This window comes from Streptomyces hundungensis (genome assembly GCF_003627815.1).
GTDB lineage: Bacteria > Actinomycetota > Actinomycetes > Streptomycetales > Streptomycetaceae > Streptomyces > Streptomyces hundungensis_A.
On record NZ_CP032698.1, the window covers coordinates 4,075,462 to 4,100,729 of the forward strand.

The 25,268-nt window shown below is 71.5% G+C and carries 21 protein-coding genes and 1 pseudogene; 13 read left to right on the forward strand and 9 right to left on the reverse strand.

The genetic code is table 11. From position 1 onward, the window contains the following. Nucleotides 1–41 precede the first annotated feature (41 nt). Both DWB77_RS18190 and DWB77_RS18195 read left to right on the forward strand, forming a co-directional pair. Nucleotides 42–773, forward strand: coding sequence for a response regulator transcription factor (locus tag DWB77_RS18190; protein ID WP_120722257.1), 732 nt, complete (start codon nt 42–44; stop codon nt 771–773). Beyond that, on the forward strand, nt 770–2,173 hold the full coding sequence (locus tag DWB77_RS18195) for a sensor histidine kinase (protein WP_428985129.1): 1,404 nt from the start codon (nt 770–772) through the stop codon (nt 2,171–2,173). Before DWB77_RS18190 ends, DWB77_RS18195 begins: the two co-directional genes overlap by 4 nt. Nucleotides 2,174–2,850: 677 nt before the next feature. Here the strand turns inward: DWB77_RS18195 and DWB77_RS18200 are convergent. Continuing rightward, nucleotides 2,851–4,665: a bifunctional metallophosphatase/5'-nucleotidase gene (locus DWB77_RS18200; protein WP_120722258.1), complete on the reverse strand. Its 1,815-nt coding sequence runs from the start codon at nt 4,663–4,665 to the stop codon at nt 2,851–2,853. A gap of 346 nt (nt 4,666–5,011) precedes the next feature. On the opposite strand from DWB77_RS18200, the gene mshD reads away from it, so the two are divergent. The 8 genes from mshD (at nt 5,012) to pstB (ending at nt 14,427) form a co-directional block, all read left to right on the forward strand. Next, nucleotides 5,012–5,935, forward strand: a complete 924-nt coding sequence (mshD, locus tag DWB77_RS18205; protein ID WP_120722259.1) for a mycothiol synthase — start codon at nt 5,012–5,014, stop codon at nt 5,933–5,935. A 192-nt stretch (nt 5,936–6,127) separates the two neighbouring features. Beyond that, on the forward strand, nt 6,128–8,353 hold the full coding sequence (locus DWB77_RS18210) for an RNA degradosome polyphosphate kinase (protein ID WP_120722260.1): 2,226 nt from the start codon (nt 6,128–6,130) through the stop codon (nt 8,351–8,353). Beyond that, complete coding sequence (locus DWB77_RS18215; protein WP_120722261.1) at nt 8,340–9,437, forward strand: CHAD domain-containing protein; 1,098 nt, start codon at nt 8,340–8,342, stop codon at nt 9,435–9,437. The genes DWB77_RS18210 and DWB77_RS18215 overlap by 14 nt, the downstream gene beginning before the upstream one ends. Next, on the forward strand, nt 9,434–9,862 hold the full coding sequence (locus DWB77_RS18220; RefSeq protein WP_120722262.1) for an NUDIX hydrolase: 429 nt from the start codon (nt 9,434–9,436) through the stop codon (nt 9,860–9,862). The genes DWB77_RS18215 and DWB77_RS18220 overlap by 4 nt, the downstream gene beginning before the upstream one ends. A gap of 303 nt (nt 9,863–10,165) precedes the next feature. Further along, nucleotides 10,166–11,308 carry a phosphate ABC transporter substrate-binding protein PstS gene (gene pstS / locus DWB77_RS18225; protein ID WP_120722263.1) on the forward strand — a complete coding sequence of 381 codons (1,143 nt, stop codon included), beginning with the start codon at nt 10,166–10,168 and terminating at the stop codon, nt 11,306–11,308. A gap of 137 nt (nt 11,309–11,445) precedes the next feature. Continuing rightward, on the forward strand, nt 11,446–12,444 hold the full coding sequence (gene pstC / locus DWB77_RS18230) for a phosphate ABC transporter permease subunit PstC (protein WP_120722264.1): 999 nt from the start codon (nt 11,446–11,448) through the stop codon (nt 12,442–12,444). Between the two features lie 82 nt (nt 12,445–12,526). Further along, nucleotides 12,527–13,603: a phosphate ABC transporter permease PstA gene (gene pstA, locus DWB77_RS18235; RefSeq protein ID WP_120722265.1), complete on the forward strand. Its 1,077-nt coding sequence runs from the start codon at nt 12,527–12,529 to the stop codon at nt 13,601–13,603. Nucleotides 13,604–13,650: 47 nt separating this feature from the next. Next, a complete protein-coding gene (gene pstB / locus DWB77_RS18240) occupies nt 13,651–14,427 on the forward strand; it encodes a phosphate ABC transporter ATP-binding protein PstB (protein ID WP_120722266.1) in 777 nt (258 codons plus the stop codon). A 145-nt stretch (nt 14,428–14,572) separates the two neighbouring features. On the opposite strand, the pseudogene DWB77_RS18245 reads toward pstB, so the two are convergent. Further along, nucleotides 14,573–15,570: pseudogene (locus DWB77_RS18245) on the reverse strand (anion permease). A gap of 7 nt (nt 15,571–15,577) precedes the next feature. After that, nucleotides 15,578–16,198 carry a DUF47 domain-containing protein gene (locus tag DWB77_RS18250; protein WP_053729022.1) on the reverse strand — a complete coding sequence of 207 codons (621 nt, stop codon included), beginning with the start codon at nt 16,196–16,198 and terminating at the stop codon, nt 15,578–15,580. A 220-nt stretch (nt 16,199–16,418) separates the two neighbouring features. Between DWB77_RS18250 and DWB77_RS18255 the strand changes: the two genes are divergently transcribed. Next, a complete protein-coding gene (locus DWB77_RS18255; RefSeq protein WP_120722267.1) occupies nt 16,419–16,763 on the forward strand; it encodes a metal-sensitive transcriptional regulator in 345 nt (114 codons plus the stop codon). A 159-nt stretch (nt 16,764–16,922) separates the two neighbouring features. Here the strand turns inward: DWB77_RS18255 and DWB77_RS18265 are convergent, their stop codons facing one another. Beyond that, the gene (locus DWB77_RS18265) at nt 16,923–17,141 is read right to left on the reverse strand and encodes a hypothetical protein (protein ID WP_120722268.1); all 219 of its coding nucleotides are present in this window, start codon (nt 17,139–17,141) and stop codon (nt 16,923–16,925) included. Nucleotides 17,142–17,331: 190 nt separating this feature from the next. Beyond that, nucleotides 17,332–18,123, reverse strand: coding sequence for a hypothetical protein (locus DWB77_RS18270; RefSeq protein ID WP_120722269.1), 792 nt, complete (start codon nt 18,121–18,123; stop codon nt 17,332–17,334). 89 nt (nt 18,124–18,212) lie between these two features. Between DWB77_RS18270 and DWB77_RS37830 the strand changes: the two genes are divergently transcribed. Beyond that, complete coding sequence (locus tag DWB77_RS37830; protein ID WP_162952550.1) at nt 18,213–18,383, forward strand: hypothetical protein; 171 nt, start codon at nt 18,213–18,215, stop codon at nt 18,381–18,383. Nucleotides 18,384–18,641: 258 nt separating this feature from the next. Continuing rightward, nucleotides 18,642–20,198: an FAD-binding oxidoreductase gene (locus tag DWB77_RS18280; RefSeq protein ID WP_120722270.1), complete on the forward strand. Its 1,557-nt coding sequence runs from the start codon at nt 18,642–18,644 to the stop codon at nt 20,196–20,198. A 14-nt stretch (nt 20,199–20,212) separates the two neighbouring features. Here DWB77_RS18280 and DWB77_RS18285 read toward each other — a convergent pair whose 3' ends face one another. From DWB77_RS18285 to DWB77_RS18300, 4 genes are all read right to left on the reverse strand, one after another. Beyond that, nucleotides 20,213–20,917: a phosphatase PAP2 family protein gene (locus tag DWB77_RS18285; RefSeq protein WP_120722271.1), complete on the reverse strand. Its 705-nt coding sequence runs from the start codon at nt 20,915–20,917 to the stop codon at nt 20,213–20,215. Between the two features lie 202 nt (nt 20,918–21,119). Continuing rightward, the gene (locus DWB77_RS18290; protein ID WP_174248571.1) at nt 21,120–22,127 is read right to left on the reverse strand and encodes a bifunctional lytic transglycosylase/C40 family peptidase; all 1,008 of its coding nucleotides are present in this window, start codon (nt 22,125–22,127) and stop codon (nt 21,120–21,122) included. Nucleotides 22,128–22,194: 67 nt separating this feature from the next. Then, nucleotides 22,195–23,889: a serine/threonine-protein kinase gene (locus DWB77_RS18295; RefSeq protein WP_120722273.1), complete on the reverse strand. Its 1,695-nt coding sequence runs from the start codon at nt 23,887–23,889 to the stop codon at nt 22,195–22,197. A 153-nt stretch (nt 23,890–24,042) separates the two neighbouring features. Then, on the reverse strand, nt 24,043–24,972 hold the full coding sequence (locus DWB77_RS18300) for a trypsin-like serine peptidase (protein WP_120722274.1): 930 nt from the start codon (nt 24,970–24,972) through the stop codon (nt 24,043–24,045). Nucleotides 24,973–25,268: the final 296 nt, after the last annotated feature.

The following is a 25,268-nucleotide window of genomic DNA, read 5'->3' on the forward strand; positions in this document are numbered from 1 at the left end:
ATGCTCCGAGCCGGCAGAGAGACAGAAGAAGGAACCCGCTCATGAGCCCCGCCGAGGACGACCCGCAGCGCATCCTGATCGTCGACGACGAACCCGCCGTCCGCGAGGCGCTGCAACGCAGTCTCGCCTTCGAGGGATACGGCACCGAGGTCGCCGTCGACGGCCTCGACGCCCTCACTAAGGCGGAGGCGTACCGGCCCGAACTGATCGTCCTGGACATCCAGATGCCGAGGATGGACGGGCTCACCGCGGCCCGCCGGCTGCGCGCGGGCGGCTCCACCACGCCCATCCTGATGCTGACCGCGCGCGACACGGTCGGCGACCGCGTCACCGGACTCGACGCGGGCGCCGACGACTACCTGGTCAAGCCGTTCGAACTGGACGAACTCTTCGCCCGCATCCGGGCGTTGCTGCGCCGCAGCTCGTACGTGGTCGACGCCGGCGCGGCCGGTCAGGACGCGGGGAACGTGCTGACCTTCGGGGACCTGCGGATGGACCTGTCCACCCGTGAGGTCACCCGCGGCGACCGGGTGGTGGAGCTGACCCGTACCGAGTTCACCCTCCTGGAGATGTTCCTCGCCCACCCCCGTCAGGTCCTGACCCGCGAGCAGATCCTCAAGGCCGTGTGGGGCTTCGACTTCGAGCCCTCCTCCAACTCCCTCGACGTGTACGTCATGTACCTGCGCCGCAAGACGGAGGCGGGGGGCGAACCGCGGGTGGTGCACACCGTGCGGGGCGTGGGGTACGCCCTGCGGCCGGGCGGCGCCGAGTGAACCCTCTGGTCCGGCGCTACCGTGCGATGCCGCTGCGCTCCCGGCTCGCCATGCTGGTGGCGACGGCGGTCGCGGTCGCGGTGGCCGCGGTCGCGGTCACCTGCTGGCTGCTGACCCGGGCCCAGCTGCGCGACGAGCTCGACACGACGCTGCGCAACACCAGCGCCCCCACCAGCCTGGTGCAGGCCGCACTCCAGTCCTGCCTCTCGGACGGCAGCCTGCCGCCGGGGCAGCGGCCGTTCGCCTACATCCAGGTGGTGCTGCCGGACGGCACCCGCTGTGTGGCCCCGGACTCGCCGCCGGTCCGCGTCACGTCCCAGGACGTCGCGGTGGCCCGCAACGTCAAGGCCGAGACCCTGCACAGCGGCACCACCGACGGCGGGATGGACGTACGGGTGCACACCCAGCGCCAGGAGTTCGCCGGACGCTGGGCCACCGTCTCGCTGTCCCGCCCGCTCACCGAGATCGACTCCGCGCTCAACCGGCTCGCCCTGCTCCTGGCGGGTCTGGCGGGCATCGGCGTCATCGCGGCCGGCGCGGCGGGGCTGTGGGTAGCGCGGACCGGTCTTCGGCCCGTGGACAAGCTGACCGGGGCCGTCGAGCACGTGGCCCGCACCGAGGACCTCACCGTGCGCATCCCCGTCGAGGGCGAGGACGAGATCGCGCGGCTCTCCCGCTCGTTCAACGCGATGACCGCCGCGCTCGCCTCCTCCCGTGACCGGCAGGCACAGCTCATCGCGGACGCGGGGCACGAGTTGCGTACGCCGCTCACCTCGCTGCGCACCAACATCGAGCTGCTCGCGCGGAGCGAGGAGACCGGGCGGGCCATTCCGCCCGCCGACCGCAAGGCGCTGATGGCCTCCGTCAAGGCCCAGATGACCGAACTCGCCTCCCTCATCGGGGACTTGCAGGAACTCTCCCGCCCCGACGCGGTCCGCGAAGGCCCCCTGGAGGTGGTCGGGCTGCACGACATCACCCGGGTCGCCCTCGACCGGGCGCGGCTGCGGGGGCCCGAGCTGACGATCACGGCGGAGCTGGCGCCCTGGTACGTACGGGCCGAGCCGGCGGCGTTGCAGCGGGCGGTGGTGAACGTGCTGGACAACGCGGTGAAGTTCAGCCCGCCGCACGGGGCGGTCACGGTCACCCTGGACCGGGGGGTGCTTTCCGTACGCGACCACGGGCCGGGGATTCCCGCGGAGGATCTGCCGCACGTCTTCGAGCGGTTCTGGCGGTCGCCGTCGGCTCGGGCGTTGCCCGGGTCGGGGCTGGGGCTTTCCATCGTGGCCCGTACGGTTCGGGGGGCGGGGGGTGAGGTCGTTCTGGCCGCTGCGGCCGGGGGTGGCACGCTGGCCACGCTCACCCTGCCAGGCGCCCCCTCCCCTCCCCCGCCCACCCCCTAGCCCCCTTGCCCACCCACCCGCCCGTGCAGCGGGTTGAATGGTTCGGCCCCTGGGGCTCCGCCCCAGCCCCCAGCGGGTTCGCCCACCCACCCACCCGTACAACGGGTGGAAAGGTTCGCCCCCTGGGGCTCCGCCCCAGACCCCGGGCGTCTGCCCACCCACCCGCCCGTGCAGCAGGTTGAAAGGTTCGGCCCCTGCCTGGGGCTCCGCCCCAGACCCCGCGGGTTTGCCCGCCCACCCGCCCGTGACGGGGGTTGAAGGGTTCGGCCCCTGGGGCTACGCCCCAGACCCCCGCGGGGGCTCCGCCCCCTGCACCCCCAATCGCGCCTGAACGGCGCTCGTCCTCAATCGCCGGACAGGCTGAGGTGCTGGCCAGCACCAAGTAGTTAGGGGCGCGGGGAACTGCGCGACCAGCCACGCACGGTCCGCAGACGAAGGCGGGTTTTCAGGGGCGCGACAACGGCCCGCAGATCGAAGGGCCTTTAGGGGCGCGGGGAACTGCGCGACCAGCCACGCACGGTCCGCAGACGAAGGCGGGTTTTCAGGGGCGCGACAACGGCCCGCAGATCGAAGGGCCTTTAGGGGCGCGGGGAACTGCGCGAGAAGCGGGCACGGTCCGCAGGGGCAAGGGGGCCCGGGGCGGAGTGGCCCCGGGCCCCGGGGCCCGGAGGGGGTGGTTACTTGCGTACTGTGATGCGACCCGGAACCGGCGGAGCCATCGGCGTGGACGCCGACGAGTTCGCCGCCAGGTACGCGTCGAAGACGTCCAGGTCCGACGCCCCGACCAGCTTGTTCGTGCCGACCAGCGCGGGGAACCCGTCACCCCCGCCCGCGAGGAACTCGTTCATCGCGACCCGGTACGTCTTGGTGGGGTCGATCGCCACCCCGTTCAGCTTGATCGTGTCGACGACGACCCGGGCCGCGCCGGACTTCGTCAGGTCCAGCGTGTACGTCAGGCCCTTCGAGATCTGGAGGATCTTGGGGTCGGCCGCGTTGGCGCCGCTGACCTGCTGCTGGAGCGCGGTGATGAGCTGCGCCCCGGTCAGGTCGACCACGTTCATCATGTTGGTGAACGGCTGGACCGTGAACGCCTCGCCATAGGTCACGACCCCGTCGCCCTCGGCGCCGCTCGCCTTGTAGACGAGGTCCGAGCGGATGCCGCCGGGGTTCATCAGGGCGAGCTGCGCGCCACCCTTGTCGGGGGCGGACAGGCCGGCGAGCTGGGCGTCGGCGATGAGGTCGCCGAGCGGCTTCTCGGGGGCGTCCGAGCCGCGGCCGTTGATGTCGGCCGAGATGAAGCCCTGCGGCCGGTTGGCCACCGGCGCGGCCAACTTGCCCCAGCGGGCGATCAGTTCAGTCATGTCGGCGGCCTTGGGCTGGTCCCGGCGCACGATGTGGTTCGCGGACTTCGGGGACCGTACCGCCGTGCGCACGATGTCGTTGGTGCGGCGGTCGTAGGTGAGCGTCGTGTCCGTGTACAGCTTGCCGAAGGAGGCCGCCGAGGTGACCATGCGCGGGTTGCCCGCCGGGTCGGGGACGGTGCAGACGTACGCCTGGTGGGTGTGGCCGGTGACCAGCGCGTCCACCTTGGGCGATATCCCCTTGGCGATGTCGACGATGGGGCCCGAGATGCCGCTGCCGGGCCCGTTGGTGTCGCAGCTGTCGTTGTACGCGTTGCTGACGGGCATCCCGCCCTCGTGGATCAGCGCGACGATGGACTTGACGCCCTGGCGGTCCAGTTCCTTGGCGTACTTGTTGATCGTCTCGATCTCGTCGGCGAAGTTGAGGCCCTTGACGCCGGACGCGGTGACGACGTTCGGGGTGCCCTTCAGCGTCACGCCGATGAAGCCGATCTTGACGCCGTTCTTCTTCCACACCGTGTACGGCTTGAGGATCGGCTTGCCGGTCTTCTCGCTCGTCACATTGGCCGCGAGGTAGGGGAAGTCCGCGCCGGGGAACGTCTTGCCCTTCTCGTAGCAGCCGTCGGTGGGGTGGCAGCCGCCGTTCTGCATCCGGGCGAGCTCGGTGGCGCCCTCGTCGAACTCGTGGTTGCCCACGGCCGTGACGTCCAGCTTCAGCTTGTTGAGCGCCTCGATGGTCGGCTCGTCGTGGAACATCCCGGAGAGCAGCGGGCTCGCGCCGATCATGTCGCCGCCGGCCGCGGTGATCGAGTACGGGTGGCCCTGGCGGGCGGTGCGCAGGGAGGTGGCGAGGTACTCCATGCCACCGGCCGGCACGGACTTGGTGGTGCCGTCCGCCTGACGCTCCGTCACCGCGCCCGCGGAGCCGGCCGGGGGCTCCAGGTTGCCGTGCAGGTCGTTGAAGGACAGCAGCTGTACGTCGACGGTGCGGTCCGGCTTCGGGTGGTGCCCGTGGCCGCGGTCGTGCGCGTCCGCGGGCATCGCGGCGACGAGCGCTCCGACGGTGGCGAGTCCGGCGGCCCCCGCCCACAGTCGTGTGGCCGCACGCTTCATGTGGGGTTTGGCTGGCATGTGTTCTGGGTGTCCCCTGTGAGTGTCCGGGTGAAGTCCCGGCGCAGCCTAAGGTCAACGCGCGTAGCGCAACAGGGGGTGGCGGGTCACGAGCTGATTGCCATTGGGTGAGCGCCGGGGGTGGGGCGACCTCCCCAGGTGCCCCGCATCGCGAAGACGAGCCCGCACCGCGAGCCACCCCGCAAACCGCCACGCGAGCCCGCACCGCGAACCGCCACGCGAGCCCGCACCGCGAACCGCCACGCGAGCCCGCACCGCGAACCCGCCCCGCACCCACCTCCGTTCGCACCCACCTCCGTTCGCACCCGCCCCCGTTCGCGCCCGCCCGCGCCGTACCCTCGTACCCATGACAGACGCAGCCGCCCCCGCCCCGTCCTCCCGCGAGATCCAGACGCTCGACGAGCTCAGTCACTCCCAGGCGCGGGACGTCCTGGACCTCCTCGCCGAAGCCGGCCGCGCCGACGGGCAGCAGGCGGTCTCCGAGCAGGGGCGGCTCCAGTTGCGCGGCGGCCGGCGCGAGGGCGTGCGGCATTTTCTGCTGACCCTGGGCGATGTGCTCGCCGGGTACGCCCAGCTGGAGGACACCGATCCCGTGGAGGCGCCCGCCGCCGAGCTGGTGGTGCGTCCCGCGCACCGCGGTCAGGGGCACGGCCGGGCGCTCGGCAGCGCGCTGCTCGGGTCGACCGGCAAGCGGCTTCGGGTGTGGGCGCACGGCGGACACCCGGCCGCGCGTCACCTCGCCCAGGTGCTCGGCCTGACCCTCTTCCGTGAACTGCGCCAGCTGCGGCGGCCGTTGAGCCCGCTGGACATCGCCGAGCCGGTCTGGCCCGAGGGCGTCACCGTGCGCACCTTCGCGCCGGGCGAGGACGACGCGGCGTGGCTCGCGGTGAACGCGGCCGCCTTCGCGCACCACCCCGAGCAGGGCTCGCTCACCCAGCGCGACCTCGACGACCGCAAGGCCGAGCCGTGGTTCGACCCCAAGGGCTTCCTCCTCGCGGAGAAGGACGGCGAGCTGATCGGCTTCCACTGGACCAAGGTGCACGCCGAGGAGCGGCTCGGTGAGGTGTACGTCCTCGGGATCCGGCCGGACGCCCAGGGCGGCGGCCTCGGCAAGGCCCTGACCGCGGCGGGCCTGCGCCACCTGGCGGCCGAGGGGCTGCCCACGGCCATGCTGTACGTCGACGCCGACAACGTCGCGGCTCTCAGCGTCTACGAGCGCCTCGGCTTCGCCACGCACGAGGTGGACCTGATGTACCGCGCCGAGTCCTGAGGCCCGGGTTCGCTTGCCCACACGCCATGTCCCCGTAACCATTTATTCAGACACGCTTGCGACGCTCGCGTAATGAAGCCGCCGGCGCTCGCCTCCCGGAACGGACCAGTTCCCCCACCTGGCACCAGCCGGGCTCTCGCTCCCGCCCTCTCCGACGCGCTGGACAGGCCCCGCGCGCGGAACAATGGGGACATGAGCCAGCAGCCCAGCGCCGACGTCCCGCCCCAGCCGGCCCAGCCGTCCGTCGGCTCCATAGCCGGGCACCGGCCGCACACCCTGGCGGCCGTCGTCTCCGACCTGGAGCCGGACATCGACGCGGGCCTGGACGCCTACGAGGACGAGAGCGAGGGCGACGAGCTGCCCTCGGGCCGCTTCCTGGACCGGGAACGCAGCTGGCTCGCGTTCAACGAGCGCGTACTGGAGCTCGCCGAGGACCCCGCGACCCCGCTCCTCGAACGGGCGAACTTCCTGGCGATCTTTGCCTCGAACCTGGACGAGTTCTTCATGGTCCGGGTGGCCGGCCTCAAGCGCCGCATCGCCACCGGCGTCGCCACCCGCTCCGCCTCCGGCCTCCAGCCCCGCGAGGTCCTCGACCTGATCTGGACCCGCTCGCGCGAGCTCATGGCCCGCCACGCCGCCTGCTACCAGCAGGACGTCGCCCCGGCCCTGGCCGACGAGGGCATCGACCTGATCCGCTGGCCGGAGCTGACCGAGAAGGAGCAGGCCCGCCTCTTCACGCTGTTCCGCCAGCGGATCTTCCCGGTCCTGACCCCGCTGGCCGTGGACCCCGCACACCCCTTCCCGTACATCTCGGGACTCTCGCTCAACCTCGCCGTGGTGGTGCGCAACCCCGTCTCGGGCCACCGCCACTTCGCGCGCGTGAAGGTCCCGCCGCTGCTCTCCCGCTTCCTGGAGGCCTCGCCGCAGCGCTACGTCCCCCTGGAGGACGTCATCGCGGCCCACCTGGAGGAGCTCTTCCCCGGCATGGAGGTGCTCGCGCACCACATGTTCCGGGTGACCCGCAACGAGGACCTCGAAGTCGAGGAGGACGACACCGAGAACCTGCTCCAGGCGCTGGAGAAGGAACTCATGCGGCGCCGTTTCGGGCCGCCGGTGCGCCTGGAGGTCGAGGAGTCCATCGACCCCTACGTACTCGACCTGCTGGTACGGGAGTTGAAGGTCTCGGACGCCGAGGTCTATCCGCTGCCCGGCTCCCTCGACCTGACCGGACTCTTCGGGATCGCCGCGCTCGACCGGCCGGAGCTGAAGTTCCCCAAGTTCATCGCGGGCACCCACCGCGACCTCGCCGAGGTCGAGTCGGCGTCCGCGCCCGACATCTTCGCCGCGGTCCGCGAGCGCGACGTCCTGCTCCACCACCCCTACGACTCGTTCTCCACCTCGGTGCAGGCCTTCCTCGAACAGGCCGCCTCCGACCCGGACGTGCTCGCCATCAAGCAGACCCTGTACCGGACGTCGGGCGACTCGCCCATCGTGGACGCGCTGATAGACGCGGCCGAGTCCGGCAAGCAGGTGCTCGTCCTCGTCGAGATCAAGGCCCGCTTCGACGAGCAGGCCAACATCAAGTGGGCGCGGAAGCTGGAGGAAGCCGGCTGCCACGTCGTGTACGGGCTCGTCGGCCTCAAGACGCACTGCAAGCTCTCCCTCGTGGTGCGCCAGGAGGGCGAGGCGCTGCGCCGCTACAGCCACGTCGGCACCGGCAACTACCACCCCAAGACGGCCCGGCTCTACGAGGACCTGGGGCTGCTGACCGCCGATCCGCAGGTCGGCGCCGACCTCTCGGACCTCTTCAACCGGCTCTCCGGGTACTCCCGCCGGGAGACCTACCGGCGGCTGCTCGTGGCGCCCAAGTCCCTGCGGGACGGCCTGGTCGCCCGGATCAACAAGGAGATCGCCCACCAGCACGCCGGGCGCCCCGCGCACGTCCGCATCAAGGTCAACTCGATGGTCGACGAGGCCGTCATCGACGCCTGCTACCGGGCCTCCCAGGCCGGCGTGCCGGTCGACGTCTGGGTGCGCGGCATCTGCGCCCTGCGTCCCGGTGTCACCGGCCTGTCGGAGAACATCCGGGTACGGTCGGTCCTCGGCCGCTTCCTGGAACACTCGCGGGTGTTCATCTTCGGCAACGGCGGCGAACCCGAAGTCTGGTTCGGCAGCGCCGACATGATGCACCGCAACCTCGACCGACGCATCGAGGCCCTGGTCCGGGTCGCCGACCCGGCCCACCGCGCGGTCCTGAGCCGGCTCCTGGAGACCGGGATGTCGGACACCACCGCGTCCTGGCACCTGAGCGCCGACGGGAACTGGACCCGGCACTCGGTCGACGCCGAGGGACAGCCGCTGCGGAACGTCCAGGAGATGCTGATAGACGCCCGGAGGCGCCGGCGTGCAACGCCCTGAGAACACCGCGGCCCGGCCGACCCCCGCCGCCCCGACCCCCGCCCCGCAGGCACCCGCGGCCCACGCCCTGGCCCCCGACCCCCGTACGCCGGCGGTTGCGCTCGACGCCTCGGCCGGCGAGGTGCTGGCCCCTTACCTGCACGCGCGGGCCGGGGACTTCCTGCGGGGGCTGCGGCGCCACCAGGAGGCGGGGTCCGACGGCCGCTCGGCCGAGGAGGCGGCCCGCGCGCTGCGGTCCGCCGCCCGCCGCGTCAGCGCCACCCTCTACACCTTCCGCCCGCTGCTCGACGCCGCCTGGGCCGACCAGGTGCGCGGCGAACTGGGCTGGCTGTCCGCCACGTTGGCGGCCGAGCACTCCTGCGCCGCCCGGCTCACCCGGCTCCTGGACGCCCTGCACCGGCTCTCCGGCACCCGGGTGCCGCCGCCGCGCGGGGACACCGGCACCCTCGCGGTGGGAGCCGCCCGCGCCGGAGCCCTGCTCGACCGGCAGCTCACCCTGACCCGCACCCGGGCCCACTCGGCGGCCCTCCAGGCGCTCGGCTCCGCCCGCTTCCACGCGGTGGCGGACGCGGTCGCGCTGCTCGCCGGTGAGGTTCCGCTGGGGGCCGCCGCCTCGGCCCGTGCCGCCGAGGTGCTGGTGCCGGCCGCCCTCGACGCCGAGGACCGGCTCCAACGGGCCGTCGCCGCCCTGCCGTTGGCCCGCGCGGCCCATCCGTACAACGCCGAGGCGCTCGGCCAGGAGAGCGAGGGCCAGGACGGCCCCTGGCATCAGGTGCGGCTGCTGCTGCGGCTGCACCGGTACGCGCGAGAGGTCCTGGACCACCGGCCCGGCGAGCCGGAGCGTCCCGAGCGGACGGCCGCCGCCGGGGTGGCCCTGGACCGGCACCGGGACGCCGCCGGGGCCGCGTCCGCCGCGGCCGCCGCCGCCCGCACCCCCAAGATCGCCCCGGCGACCGCGTACGCCCTTGGCGTGCTCCACGCCGACCAGCGGCACGAGGTGGAGGCGGCCCGCTTCACCTTCCAGCGGGTCTGGCAGCCTGGGGCGGTGACCACAGCACCGGCGGCGACCCCGGCCGCATCATGAGCACCGCACCCGACGGAACCGTCCTGGCCGCGGGATGCGTCCTGTGGCGCCGCGCCCCGTGGGGCGACCAAGCCCTGGAGATCTGTCTCGTCCACCGGCCGAAGTACGACGACTGGTCGCATCCCAAGGGCAAGTTGAAGCGGGACGAGGAGCCGCTCACGGGCGCGCTGCGCGAGGTCCTCGAAGAGACCGGCTTCACCTGCGTGCCCGGCGCGGCCCTGCCCACCGTCCACTACACGGACGGCCAGGGCCGCCCCAAGCGCGTCGAGTACTGGGCCGCCGAGGCGGGCGAGGGCCGGTTCACCGCCAACGAGGAGGTCGACCGGCTGCTCTGGCTGCCCCCGGCCGCCGCCCACCACCGCCTCACCCAGCCACGCGACCGCCAGCTGGTCCTCGCACTGCTCGACGCGCTGCACCGCACCTGAGGCCGGGCCGCGCGGGGCGCGGGCCGGGCGCGGGGCCCGGCGGGCCAGACGGGACGCGCCGGAAAGCGGACCCGCCCGGTGCCGCGCCGGGCGGGTCCGGGCCGCGGAACACGGACCGATAACGGTCGGCACCGCACTGCCCGCCACGGTTCACCTTCCGTTAACTCTCCCCCGCCGACGGCTTCACCTGTTCTGCCTAATTTCGGCCTTACACGGTGCACGGCATCCCGCCTCACCGCCCATCCAGCGCACGCCGCCGTACAACGAACGGACCCCGGCGGCTCCCGGAAGGAACACCCGACAGTGAAGCTTCAGCGCAAGAACCGGCTCCGCGCCACCGCCCTCGGCGTCATCGCCGTGTCCAGCGCCCTGGCCCTCACGGCGTGCGGCAGCGACAACAACAGCGGCGGCGGGAGCACGGGCGGCGGCGGCGCGACCACCGGCGCGGCCTCCAGCGTGAAGTGCGACGGCGCCAAGGGCCAGCTCCTGGCCTCCGGCTCCTCCGCCCAGAAGAACGCCATGGACCTGTGGGTCAAGAACTACATGGCGGGCTGCAAGGACGCGCAGATCAACTACAAGGCCTCCTCCTCCGGTGACGGCATCGTCGCGTTCACCCAGGGGACGGTGGGCTTCGCGGGCTCGGACTCGCCGCTCAACGCCCAGCAGGTCGAGGACTCCAAGAAGGTCTGCACCGGCGGCGGCCAGGGCATCAACCTGCCGATGGTCGGCGGCCCGATCGCGATCGGCTTCCACGTCGAGGGCGTCGACAGCCTGGTCCTGGACGCCTCCACGATCGCCAAGATCTTCAACGGCAAGATCAGCAAGTGGAACGACGAGGCGATCGCCAAGCTGAACCCGAACGCCAAGCTCCCGGACCTGGCCATCCAGGCCTTCCACCGCTCCACGGACTCCGGCACCACGGACAACCTCACCAAGTACCTCTCCGCCGCCGCCAAGGCCGACTGGCCCTACCCGCCGGCGAAGAAGTGGGCCGCCTCCGGTGGCCAGGCCGCCTCCGGTTCGGGTGACGTCGCCGCCCAGGTCAAGCAGGTCAACGGCGCGATCGGCTACTTCGAGCTCTCCTACGCCGCGTCGCAGTCCATCAAGACCGTCGACATCAACACCGGCGCCTCCGCCCCGGTCAAGGCGACCGCCGAGAACGCCTCCAAGGCCATCGCCGCCGCGAAGATCGCCGGCACCGGCAAGGACCTGGCGCTGAAGCTCGACTACACCACCAAGGCCGACGGCGCCTACCCGCTGGTCCTCGTCACGTACGAGATCGCCTGCGACAAGGGCAACAAGCCGGCGACGCTCGCCGCGGTCAAGTCCTTCCTCTCCTACACCGCCGGCGCCGACGGGCAGAAGCTGCTCACCGAGGCCAGCTACGCGCCGATCCCGGCCGAGATCAACGCCAAGGTCATCGAGACGGTCAACTCCCTCTCGTAAGGCCACAGTTGGGCCGCCGGGCCGAAGACCCGGCGGTTCGCGTGGGGCGGGGGCCCCGATCCGGCCCCCGCCGCACACCATCCGGTGCACCGCCGCCAGGGAACCCAACCGGTTCCCGCCCACAGACCGGAAAGACCATGGCTTCTTCCATAGCTACCGACACACCACCACCCGCTCCCGGCCCCTCGACGACCCGCCGCACGGCGTCCACCGGCCGCGCGGGCGACAAGATCTTCCTCGGGCTCTCCCGGGGCTCGGGCATCCTGCTGCTCGTCGTCATGGCGGCGATCGCCGCCTTCCTCAGCGTCCGGGCCGGCATCGCGATCTCGCAGGACCAGGGCAACTTCCTGACCACCTTCGACTGGAACCCGGCCGGCTCGCCGCCGGCGTTCGGCATCGCGGTCCTGCTCTTCGGCACCGTCGTCAGCTCGGTCATCGCGATGGCCATCGCGGTCCCGGTCGCCGTCGGCATCGCCCTGTTCATCTCGCACTACGCGCCGCGCAAGCTGGCCGCGCCGCTCGCCTACGTCGTCGACCTGCTCGCCGCCGTGCCCTCGATCGTCTACGGCGTCTGGGGCGCCCTGTTCCTGGTGCCCTACCTCGGCGGCCTCAACGAGTGGCTCGACACCTACCTGGGCTGGACGTTCGTCTTCGAGAAGACCGAAGTCGGCGTCGCCCGCTCGATGTTCACCGTCGGCATCCTGCTCGCGATCATGATCCTGCCGATCGTGACCAGCGTCAGCCGCGAGGTCTTCCTCCAGGTCCCGCGCATGAACGAGGAGGCCGCCCTGGCCCTCGGCGCGACCCGCTGGGAAGTCATCCGCCTGTCCGTGCTGCCCTTCGGCCGCTCCGGCGTCATCTCCGCCTCGATGCTGGGCCTGGGCCGCGCGCTCGGCGAGACGATGGCCGTCGCCACGGTCCTCTCCCCGAGCTACGTCCTGTCGCTGCACGTCCTCGACCCGGGCGGCGGCACCTTCGCGCAGAACATCGCGGCGAAGTTCGACGAGTCCAACCAGCTCGGCCGGGACGCCCTGATCGCCTCCGGTCTGGTCCTGTTCGTCCTCACCCTGCTGGTCAACGGCGCCGCCCGCATGATCATCGCGCGCCGCAAGGAGTACTCGGGGGCCGCCGCATGAGCGCCGCCCACACCCGGGACATCCCGGCCGCAGCCCACCGGCGCCGACCCCGCCCGAACCTCCGCCCCGAAGGGAGCCCCGCATGAGTCACGCAGTCGTCCAGGACGCGCGGCCGGCCACCCCGGCCCCCCGCAAGGGCAGCCTCAGCCACCGCGCCCTGCCGCGCTGGGCGGGGGTCGGCTTCGCGGCCGTCTCGATCGCGCTCGCCGTCGGCATCGGCCTCGCCTTCGACCTCCACAGCAAGGTCCAGTGGGGCCTGATCGCGGCGCTGCTGTTCATCGCCGTCTCGTACGCGGTCACCACGGCCGTCGAGAACAAGCGGCAGGCCAAGGACCGGGTGGCGACCTCCCTGGTCTGGGTCTGCTTCATCCTCGCCGTCATCCCGCTGGCCTCCCTGCTGTGGACGACGATCAGCCGCGGCACCAAGGTCCTCAACGGGTACTTCCTGTCCCACTCGATGGCCGGCGTCCCCGGCTTCGAGACCGGTGGCGGTGTCTACCACGCCCTGATCGGCACCCTGGAACAGGTCGGCCTCGCCACCTTGATCTCCGCGCCGCTCGGCCTGCTGACCGCGGTCTACCTGGTGGAGTACGGCAAGGGCGCGCTCGCCAAGAGCGTCACCTTCTTCGTCGACGTCATGACGGGCATCCCGTCCATCGTGGCCGGCCTGTTCATCCTGACCCTGATGCTGATGTTCGAGCTCCAGCCCTCGGGCTTCATGGGCTCGCTGGCGCTCGCGATCCTGATGATGCCGGTCGTGGTGCGCTCCACCGAGGAGATGCTCAAGCTCGTCCCGAACGAGCTGCGCGAGGCCTCCCTCGCCCTGGGCGTGCCCAAGTGGCGCACCATCGTGAAGGTGGTCCTGCCGACCGCGATCGGCGGCATCACCACGGGCGTCATGCTCGCGATCGCCCGTATCGCCGGTGAGACCGCCCCGATCATGCTGCTCGTCTTCGGCAGCCAGCTGATCAACACCAACCCGTTCGAAGGCGCCCAGTCCTCGCTGCCCTTCTACATCTGGGAGCAGTACCGGGTGGGCAGCGACGCGGCGTACGACCGCGCGTGGGCCGGCGCCCTGGTCCTGATCGCCTTCGTCATGATCCTCAATCTGGTGGCTCGCGGCATCGCCCGCTGGAAGGCCCCCAAGACCGGTCGCTGACGCGACCCCCTCAGCGACCAGTCCTTTCGAAAGACAGTGAGTCAGCCATGGCCAAGCGAATCGACGTATCCGGCCTCTCCGCCTACTACGGCGCCCACAAGGCGATCGACGACATATCGATGACCGTCGAGCCGCGCTCGGTGACCGCCTTCATCGGCCCGTCCGGCTGCGGCAAGTCGACGTTCCTGCGCACCCTGAACCGTATGCACGAGGTGACCCCCGGCGGCCGCGTCGAGGGCAAGGTGCTCCTGGACGACGAGAACCTGTACGGCTCGGCGGTCGACCCGGTGGCGGTGCGCCGCACGGTCGGCATGGTCTTCCAGCGCCCCAACCCGTTCCCCACGATGTCGATCTTCGACAACGTGGCTGCGGGCCTGCGTCTCAACGGCAAGTTCAAGAAGAACGAGCTGGCCGACGTGGTGGAGAAGTCCCTCAAGGGCGCCAACCTCTGGAACGAGGTCAAGGACCGCCTCAACAAGCCCGGTTCGGGCCTCTCCGGCGGCCAGCAGCAGCGCCTGTGCATCGCCAGGGCGATCGCGGTGGAGCCGGACGTCCTGCTGATGGACGAGCCCTGCTCGGCCCTCGACCCGATCTCCACCCTGGCGATCGAGGATCTGATCGGGGAGCTGAAGGAGCGCTTCACGATCGTCATCGTGACCCACAACATGCAGCAGGCGGCCCGCGTCTCGGACCGTACGGCCTTCTTCAACCTGGCGGCCGTCGGGCAGCCCGGCAAGCTGGTCGAGCTCGACGAGACCGCGCGGATCTTCTCCAACCCCTCCGTGCAGGCCACCGAGGACTACATCTCGGGCCGCTTCGGCTAGGCCCGCCCCCAAGACCGTCTGCGGTGCTGCATGGCGGTGCCACCGCACGACGAAGGGCCCGCCTCCCCTCACGGGAGGCGGGCCCCTTGCCTTGTACGGGTGCCGCTCTGCACGGGTGCCGGGGCAGGGCCCGCGAGCGCGGCGGCTAGCCGAAGAAGAGCCGCACCAAGAAGTAGCTCACCGCGGCGACCAGCGCCGCCGCCGGCATCGTGATGAACCAGCCCAGGATGATGTTCTTGGCCACGCCCCAGCGCACCGCGTTGACCCGCTTGGTGGCGCCCACACCCATGATCGCCGAGGTGATCACGTGCGTGGTGGAGATCGGCGCCTGAAACAGGAACGACGAGCCGAACATGATCGAGGCACCGGTGGCCTCCGCCGCGAAGCCCTGCGGGGGATCCAGCTCGATGATCTTGCGGCCCAGGGTGCGCATGATGCGCCAGCCGCCCGCGTACGTACCGAGCGACAGCATCGCCGCACACGCGAACTTGACCCAGATCGGGATCTCGTCCCCGGCGGACTGCACATCGGCGATGGTCAGCGCCATCACCACGATGCCCATGGTCTTCTGCGCGTCCTGGAGGCCGTGCCCGAGCGCCATGCCGGCCGCCGAGACGGTCTGCGCGATGCGGAACCCGCGCTTGGCCTTGTGCGGGTTGGACTTGCGGAACAGCCACAGGATCGCGCACATCACCAGGTAACCGACGACCAGACCGATCACCGGCGAGATGAACATCGGGATGACGACCTTGTCGAGCACACCGGACCAGTACACGGTGGTCCCGCCCGCGAGGGCCGCGCCGACCATGCCGCCGAACAGGGCGTGCGAGGACGAGGACGGCAGCCCGAAGTACCAGGTGACCAGGTTCCAGATGATCGCGCCGACCAGCGCCGCGAAGAGGATCCCCATGCCCTTGTTGCCCTCGGGCGTGGAGATCAGGCCCTTGCTCACCGTCTTGGCGACGCCGCTGCCGAGGAAGGCACCGGCGAGGTTCATGACGGCGGCCATCGCGAGCGCGGCCCGGGGGTGAGCGCCCGGGTCGACACCGAGGTGGCGATGGCGTTCGCCGAGTCGTGAAAGCCGTTCGTGTACGTGAATCCGAGCGCGACGCCAATGGTCACGATCAACGCAAAGGTGTCCATGACTGGGTCAGGACTCCTTGACGGCGATGGTCTCCACCGTGTTCGCCACGTGCTCGAACGCGTCCGCCGCCTCTTCGAGTACGTCCACGATCTGCTTGAGCTTCAGCACCTCGATGGCGTCGTACTTGCCGTTGAAGAGGTGGGCGAGCAGCTTGCGGTGGATCTGGTCGGCCTGGTTCTCCAGGCGGTTGACCTCGATCCAGTACTCGGTCAGGTTGGACATCGTCCGCAGGTTGGGCATCGCCTCGGCGGTCAGCACGGCCGCCCGGTTGAGCACCTCGATCTGCTGCTCGACGCCCTTGGGCAGCTCCTCCACGTTGTAGAGGACGACCAGGTCGACGGCCTCCTCCATGAAGTCCATGATGTCGTCGAGGCACGAGGCGAGGTTGTAGATGTCCTCGCGGTCGAACGGCGTGATGAAGGAGGAGTTGAGCTGGTGGAAGATCGCGTGAGTGGCGTCGTCGCCCGCGTGCTCCGCCGCCCGCATACGCTCCGCGATCTCGGCCCGGGACGCGGAATCCGCTCCGAGCAGTTCCATGAGGAGCTTCGAGCCCGTGACGATGTTGTCCGCTGATGCGGAGAACATGTCGTAGAAGCTCGTCTCCCTGGGGGTCAGACGAAAGCGCACGTGGGGTCCTCGGAGTGCTTGGGATTCGGTCAGGCTGATGCTAGGCGCATCATCCGGCCACGGCTAACCGGCGTTCTTCAGTGTCGCCCATCGGGCACAGTGATCAGCACGGACCCCCGCCCGGGGGCCGGAAGTTCGTTACCATATACCCACGAGGGGTATCAAGCCCCTTGCCGCAGACGGCAGCCACTTGGCACATGGCAGACAACGGGAGGACGCGATGACGACCACCGAGGCAGCCGGCCCCCCGGTCGAGACCCCCCTGACCGATCACGACCACGGCGTGCACGGCTACCACAAGCAGAAGGACGAGCACCTCAAGCGCCTGCGCCGGATCGAGGGCCAGATCCGCGGCCTCCAGCGGATGGTCGACGAGGACGTCTACTGCATCGACATACTCACCCAGGTCTCCGCGTCCACCAAGGCCCTCCAGTCCTTCGCCCTCCAGCTCCTGGAGGAGCACCTGCGCCACTGCGTGGCGGACGCGGCGGTCAAGGGCGGCGACGAGATCGACGCCAAGGTCGAGGAGGCCACGAAGGCCATCGCCCGGATGATGCGCACCTGACTCCCCCGCCCCACCCGGCACGGCTGCCCCACGCCGGGGCGCGGCGGGACCCGGAGGGGGCGGACCCGACCCGGCGGGACCCGACCCGGCGGGACCCGACCCGGCGGGACCCGACCCGGCGGGACCCGGCCCGACCGCGCCACCGGCGGGCCGCCGGGCCTACGCCCGGGCGCTTCCGCGCCCTGCCACCTTGCAGGACCGTTCCGCCGACGGCCCGGCGCCGGGGTGCCCCACGTTCAGGACCTCGTCGATGAGGTCCGGGCTGAGCCGGTCCCCCTCGGCGGCGGACGCCGCGATCATCAACTCACCGCACAGCTCGATCTCGACGAGGGCCACGTGGTCCTGGACGGTCGCACCGCGAAGCGAAGCCACGCACATCACCTCTTCCTCGACCTCTTCCCACCGGTCGTCGCTAGCTGCCGTTCGCTCGGTCGATCCGCTCGATCTGTTCGCTCGGTCTGCTGCCTCGTCGGCTTCCCAGCGTAAGGAGAGGGGCACGGGCCGCGCATGGCACGGACGGACCATTTCCGCCACCACCGGCCCCCCTGAGGGGGCCATGTCTGGCTGATTACGGCTGGATCTTCCCGTCGAAGATGTCCCGCGCGTCGGGCAGCCGTACGTTCACGTCCGCCCCGAACCCGTACAGCAGCGTCGTCGAGGCGACCGCGACGGGCCGGCCCCGGTTGACGTAGCTGAACTGCTGGCGCACCTTGCACAGCCGTCCCGCCGCGTCGAAGTACGCGTCGAACGGCACCACCGCTCTGGAGAACCCTTTCGCCACCGGGGCGGGCAGCGCCGCGCTCCCCCGGTAGTGCCGCACCGACACCCCCGCGAGGTCCTCCTCGCCGACGTACGCCACGTCCTGGGCGCCGCGCAGCAGAGCGGCGGCCGTGTACGGGTCGGTGGCGCCGCCGGTGACCAGGTTGCCGTCCAGGAGCGTGGTGGTGTCGACCCGCACCCATTTGTCGGCGGGCACTCCGGCGCCCCGGTTCTTCATGTAGAGCGCACCCGGCGCGAAGAGCTCGGTGATCGGCCGCCGCTCCTGCGCGCCCTTGGCGTCCTGGGGCAGCAGCACCGTCAACTCCCCGGTCCTGCGCCCGAAGTCGTAGGTGCCCATGCCCCGGATCGTGACCCGGGTGCCCCCGGTGGCCATCTCCATGGAGGTGGTGGCCCGCGAACTCCCCGCCGCCACCAGACGATCGGCCGCCGCCCGCACCAGCGCCGCCGGGTCGGGCGCGGACCCGCTCGCGATCTCCGCACTGCTCCCGCCGCACCCGGCGGCTCCCGCGATCACGCAGCCCACCAGCGCGGCGGCCACGATCGCACCCGCTCGCCCGGCTCCGTGCCGTTGCACCACCATCGCCGCCGAACCCCCAACGCCCTTGGCCTAGCCCACCTCTCCTAACGACCGCGGTACGGCCCCCGTCACGCCCGCAGTACGGTGGTGAGGTGTCCCACCAGACCTCCCTCACGGAGCGCGGCAGCTTCGCCGTGGCCCGTTGCTCCTGCGGCTGGGCGGGCCCGGCCCGCCGCAGCCGCGACCGGGCCCGCGCGGACGCCGAGACCCACGCCCTCACCCTCCCCTCGCCCTCCCCTCCCCCGGACCCCGTCGACGCCTGAGACGGCGCCCCGCGGGGGCGGCGGGTCCGGGAACGGGCGCGGCCGGTTCGGGAACGGGCGCGGCGGGTTCGGCAAGGGGCGCGGCCGGTTCGGCAAGGGGCGCGGCCGGTTCGGCAAGGGGCGCGGCCGGTTCGGCAAGGGGCGCGGCCGGTTCGGCAAGGGGCGCGGCCGGTTCGGCAAGGGGCGGGGCCGGTTCGGCAAGGGGCGCGGCGGGGAAGAAGCGGGCACAGCGCCCGTCCCACGCCCCCGGGAGCCCCCATGCGCCGCCGCACCCTCCTGACCGCAGCCACCGGCGCCGCGGCCGCGCTCACCGCCACCGCCTGCGGCGCCTCCGGGCACCCCGAGCCCGCCCCGACCCGCACCGCGACCCGCTCCCCGTCCCCGAGCTCCCCCGCGCCCGCCGACTACAACGCCCTGGCCCGCTCCCTGGACGGCCGGCTCGTCCGCCCCGGCGACGCCGACTACGCCACCGCCCGCCAGCTCTACAACACCCGCTTCGACGGCCTGCGTCCGGACGCCGTCGCCTATGTGGCCCACGCGGCGGACGTCCAGGAGTGCCTGGCGTACGCCCGCGCCCACCACACCCCGGTCGCCGTCCGCAGTGGGGGCCATGACTACGCGGGGTGGTCCTCGGGGACCGGGCGCCTGGTGATCGACGTATCGCGCCTGAACTCCGTCGCGGCCGACGGCACGATCGGCGCGGGCGCCCGCCTCCTGGACGTCTACACCGGCCTCGCCCGCAGCGGACGCACCATCCCGGGCGGCTCCTGCCCCACCGTCGCCGTCTCGGGCCTGGCCCTGGGCGGCGGACACGGCGTCACCGCCCGCGCCTACGGCCTCACTTGCGACAGCGTGACCTCCATCGACCTCGTCACCGCCGACGGCCGGACACTGACGGCCAGTCAGAAACAGAACCCGGACCTGTTCTGGGCGCTGCGCGGCGCGGGCAACGGAAACTTCGGCGTGGTCACCGGCTTCACCTTCCGTACGCACCCTGCGCCGCGCGGGGTGACCGCCTTCCTCACCTGGCCCTGGCGGCAGGCCCGCGGGGTGATCGAGGCCTGGCAGGAGTGGGGCCCGGACCAGGCCGACGAGATCTGGTCCGCGGCCCATCTGGCGGGCGCGGTCGGCGGGGCCGACCCGACCGTCACCATCGCCGCGTTCTCGCTCGGTTCCTACGGCGATCTCCAGAACGCCCTCGACCGCCTGGCCGACCGGGCGGGCGCCCCCGCCGCCACGGTGGCCCTGCACCGCACCGGCTTCCAGGAGGCGATGCTGCTGTACGCGGGGTGCTCCACCTTCAGCCAGGCCCAGTGCCACCTGCCCGGCACCACCCCGGGCCGCACCCCGCAGGGAGTCCTCCAGCGCGAGACGTACGCCGCGAAGTCCGACTTCTACACGAAGCCCCTCCCCGAGCCCGGCGTACGCCAACTCCTCGCCCGCGCCGAGGAGTTCACCCGCATCCCGCCGGGTGACAACGGGGGCGGCGGCACCCTCGTGCTCACCGCGCTGGGCGGCGCGATCAACCGGGTCGCCCCGGACGCGACCGCCTTCGCGCACCGCACCTCACGGGTGCTCGCCCAGTACATCGCCTCCTGGGTGCCCGGCACCGCCGGCGCCACCCAGCAGTCCTGGCTGGCCCGCACCCATGACGCGATGCGCCCCTACGCCTCGGGCGCGGCCTACCAGAACTACCCCGACCCCGCGCTCACCGACTGGCGTACCGCCTACTACGGCGCGGGCGCCGGGCGGCTGGCACGGCTCAAGCGGCAGTACGACCCGGGCAGGCTCTTCGACTTCCCGCAGGCCCTGTGACCTGAAGGCTCCGGTCAGGCCGCGAGGTCGCGCTCCTCGGTACCCGGCCGGTCGACGGCACCGCCAGGCGCGGCCGGAACCACCGTCAGGGCCCGGCGCGAATGCACCAGGAGGCCGAGCCGCGGGGAGCGGGCGACGGCCGCGACGACCGGGGTCAAAAGGAGCTGGGCGAGCGGCGCGAGGAGCAGCGTGACGGCGGTGCCGAGCGCGAAACCGCCCACGACGTCGGTCGGGTAGTGCACCCCCAGGTAGACCCGGCAGAACCCTTCGAGGAGGGCGAGGCCCAGCGCGATCAGGCCGAACTTGCGGTGGGCGACGAAGAGTCCGGCGCCGATGGCCATGGCGAGGGTGGCGTGGTCGCTGACGAACGAGAAGTCGCTCTTGCCGCCGACCAGGACGTCGAGACCCCGGTGGTCAAGGAAGGGCCTGGGCCGCTGAACGAAGCCGCGGATGGGGATGTTGACCAGGACGGCGATCCCCGCGGCCAGCGGCGCCCACACGATCCCGGCGACGGTGGCGACCGCCGACTGCCGGTCCTCCGCGCGCCGCACGCTCCACCAGCACCACAGCACGACGAGCACGAGGCCCAGCAGGATCCCGTACTCCCCGACGAAGGCCATCGCCCGGTCGAGCCAGGAAGGGGCGTCCTGGGCGAGCCCGTTGATGTCGTAGAGCAGGCTGACATCGGGATTCGCTCCGTCGAATGCGAGTCCAGCCATGCTGCGGCCCCTTGCCTTGTTCCGTCCTGCTACCAACCCCCGTGGTCAGTACGTACATCAGTCACTGTCCAGGGAACGCCCTCGACGCCCGCCGCGTTCCACTCTCCACTGAATGATCACGCCGACGTTATCGAAGAGTGACTCGTCGTCCCAGCTCAGGGCCTTGGCTTCACGGAGAGTTCCAGCCATCGGGGGGCCGTGTTCAGGCCCCCGCTTTGGAGCCGGGCAGCGCGGCGGCACCGTCCTTGGTGACCCGGGTCGCGCCGAAGTAGTCCGGCGCGTCGATCTTGTCGAACCGGATGACGGCGCCGGTGAAGGGGGCGTTGATCATGTACCCGCCGCCCACGTAGAGCCCCACGTGGTGGATGGCGCGCGAGTTGCCGAGGTCGGTCGAGAAGAACACGAGGTCCCCCGGTAGCAGTTCGTTGCGGGCGGGGTGCGGGCCGGCGTTGTACTGGTCGTTGGCGACCCGGGGCAGCGTGATCCCCACGCTCTGGTAAGCGGCCTGCGTAAGCCCCGAACAGTCGAACCGCCCCCCTTGCTCGGGCGTCCCCTCCCCACCCCAGAGGTAGGGAGTCCCGAGCTTCTGCTGCGCGTAGTAAATGGCCCCGGCCGCCTGCTGCGAGGGCTGCACCCGGCCTACGGGGGCGGCGAAGCTCTTCTCCAGGGAGCGGATGGTTTTCACGTAGCCCTGGGTTTCCGGGTACGGAGGAACACCCCTGTACTTGATGACCGCGTACGCACCCGCGTTGTAGGCGGCCAGCATGTTGTCGCTCGCGTCGCCCGGCACGTCCTTGACATATTTGGCCAATTCACAGTCGTACGAGGCCGCTGACGGGATGGCGTCCGCGGGGTCCCAGATGTCACGTTTGCCATCGCCATTGCCGTCGATGCCATGGCTCGCCCAGGTGTCGGGCATGAACTGGGCGATGCCCTGTGCGTTGACCGGGCTGACCGCACTGGTCTTCCAACCGCTCTCGGAGTAGAGCTGGGCCGCGAGCATCGCCGCGTTGAGGCTGGGACAGAGGTTGCCCCACTTCTGCACGAGCGGCTGGTAGACAGCCGGTACAGCCCCCTTGGCCAGCCCGACCGCGTTGCCTGCCGCCGAGGCGAGCCCGGCGGCGGCCGAATACGTACCGACGACGAGCAGCGCGATGAAGCTCAGGCACACCCCGAACCCGATCCCACCGATCACCCAGACTCTGCGCACCCCTCAACCCTCCCCCATCGAGGCGCGGTTCACCGCCACTTCGTCCGCACTCGTGTCGGACCGTCGCTCATTCGGCCATGAAACCGTCGCACACGACGCTCTTGTAGTCCTTGACGGATTTGACATGACGCAACGTCACCGTCCACTCTCCGGGGTCCGCGCTGAGGGCGATGGCCGGAAACTCCTTGCCGCCGGACCGATAGACGAAGTCGTCGGGATAGGTGAAGTACTTCCAGTCCGTCTGCACGGGGGCATACATGTTGGTGACCTTGTTCATCATCCCGAGCTGCCGGTTGGGGCCCTTGGTCGTGGCATGCCCCTGGGCATCGAGCTCGTGGGGCGGTTTGACCGCCACGGACAGGTAGTACGGGTCCAGACCGGGGTCCTCGTACTTGAGCCGGTAGCCGATGCGTGCCTTGCCGGAAGGGACGCCGTCCGTGAGGGAATCGTCCCCAGCCGTGACGGAATACTGGAAGTGCAGGTCTGCGGCCTCCTCGGAGGGAACAACGCACGCGTGATCCTTGCCCGACCAGGAATCCCCGGACGGAGCGGTCTGCTCGATGAACTGCGGCGGACCCTTCGGGGTCTGGTCCCCCACGGGCTGCGGGCTGCCCGTGAGCCCCGGCGACACATCACCCGCCGAAGGCCCTTTGCCACTGCCCTGCGCCTGCGCCCCGTCCTTCCCGTCCGGCAACAGCCGCACCGCGACAGCTGCCGTCACGCCCAGGACCGCTGTCACCGCGAGCGCAATGAGCCACGGTCTGCGGCGGGAGCGGGAGTGCGGCGCCGTCATCCCCTGCGGAGCCAGCGTCGGCACATAGCCGGCCTGCGAGGGCGACCGGGTCGGGACGTAGCCCGGGCCCGCCGTGGGCATATCGTGCGGCCCCCGCATCGCGGTCTCCGGCACCTCTTCGCCAAGGCTGCCGAGTGCCAGGTAGTGAGGGTCCTCCGACAGCGCGGAGCCCACCGCGCACAGGGCGATGATCTCGGCCGGCCTCGGCCGTTCGGCCGGGTCCTTGGCGGCGCACGCCCGGATCAGCGCCGCGAGCCGGGGCTCGACCCCGACGAGGTCGATCTCCTCGTGCACCGCCCGGTACGACACGGCGTCCATCGGCCCCGAACCGAACGGCGCCCGCCCCGTCGCCGCGAACGCGATCGTCGCCCCCAGCGCGAACACATCCGCCGCCGCCCCCACCTGATTACGCATCAGCACCTCGGGCGCCGTGAACCCCGGCGTTCCGGGGGCGAGGCCCGTGCGGGTGAGGGCCGTGTCCTCCGCGCCCTTGGCGATGCCGAAGTCGATGAGCTGAGGCCCCTGGGGCGACAGGATGACGTTCTGGGGCTTCAGGTCGCGATGGGTCACCCCGTACCCGTGCACGCTCGCCAGCCCCTCCGCGAGCGCCGCGAACAGGCGCAGACAGGTGTCCGCGGGGAACGCGCCCCGCTCGCGCACGGCGTGCGACAGCGTCGGCCCGGCGACGTACTCCGTGGCCAGCCAGTACGGCGGCGCGGACAGTGAGGCGTCGATGAGGTTGGCGGTGTACGCGCCGCGCACCGCCCGCACGGTCTCCGCCTCGCGACGAAAACGCGTCAGGGCCTCGGGGTGGTCGGTGATCTCGTCCTTGATCACCTTGATCGCCACGAGCCGCCCGCCCGGCGACCGCCCGAGGTACACCATCCCCATGCCACCCGCCCCGAGCCGGGCGAGCAATGCGTACGTACCGATCCGTTCCGGATCCTGCGAAGGCCTGAGCGTGTCCACCGCTCAACCCTGCCATGTGACGGTGTGCGGTCAACTGCGGGGCAGCGGACGGGATCCAGGCCCGCCCAGAGCCCGGCTCCCGGCCCGAGAGCCCGCTCCCGGCCCGAGGGCCCCCTCCCGGCCCGGGAGAGCCCGTACGACCTCAGAGCACCCTCACGGCATCAGACACGCACACACCATCGGCCGCTCCGACGGAGCCGACCCGGCAGGATCGCCACCCGGCGCCGCGGACTGAGGGGCGCTCAGCGAGCCGCCGTCCGCGGCCGGTTGGGACGCGGCCGCCTTCGCCGCCGCCGCCGGCTTCGGATCGCCCGCCGACTCCGCCAGCCGGAAAAGGGACTTGGTGCGCGGCCCGAAGACGACGCTGTACGAGACGTCTGGGTCGTCCCCGCCGAACTGGTACCCACCGATCACCCCCGCGACCGCCCCGCCCTCGACCACCCACGGGCTGCCGCTGGTGCCGCCGGGGAAGTCGGGGCAGTCGATCCGCTGCTGGGTGTCCCCGTACGCGACGGCGGTGTTCGTGCAGACCTGGGGCACTTCGGTGTCGGACGGATAGCCGGTGAGGGTCGCGGCCGTCCCGGTCGCGCGGCCCGCGAACAGCGGGGCGCCGCCGACCACGTCCTCGACCTTCTTGCCGCCGTCCGAGCCGGGCCCGAGCACGGCGAAGGCGACGTCGCTGTCCTGGTCCCCGTCCTCGTTCCAGCGGTCGTCCTCGTACACGGACTCCACCGGCCAGGTCCCGTACGGCGCCGAACCGTCCCGGTAGGCCGGCGCGAACACCGCCTTGCCGCCCTCCGACTCGTCCGCGGGCAGACAGTGCGCGGCGGTGACGATGAGGTCATGGCCCGAGCTGCGCACCACCGACGCCGTGCAGTAGTGCCCGTCGTCCAGGCCCCCCTTGAACAGCGCGCCCACCCGGGCGTTCTCGGCCGTGGCCGGCGCCGGTGCGGTCCGGCCGCTCGCCTGCGCGGCCTGGCCCCCGTACGCCGGTATGACGAGGAGCGCGACGGCGGCCGCCAGCGCGCCGAATCTTCCGCGCCCGGTCGCGAACTTCTTCCCGAAGATGCCAGTGCGCTTCATACGGTGCGTCTCCTGGGGGTCGGCGGGCGTGCTGCTGACTGCGAACACTGTGACTCTCGCTGCCCCGACTGAGAGCGACCATGAACCTTTTCTGAGAACTTTCTATGAACCGTCCCCGGTCCCCACCTGCTCCGTCGACCCCCGACACGACAAGCGGCCCAAGGGTGTAACAACGACAGTCATTGCCCGGAGTCACCCTGCGTGATACACAGAGTGACCATACGCGCTTTCGTCAACAGCCGGTTCACCGCAGGTCAGGGCGGTCGGACCGGCACTGGTGTGCGAAAGCGGGTAAA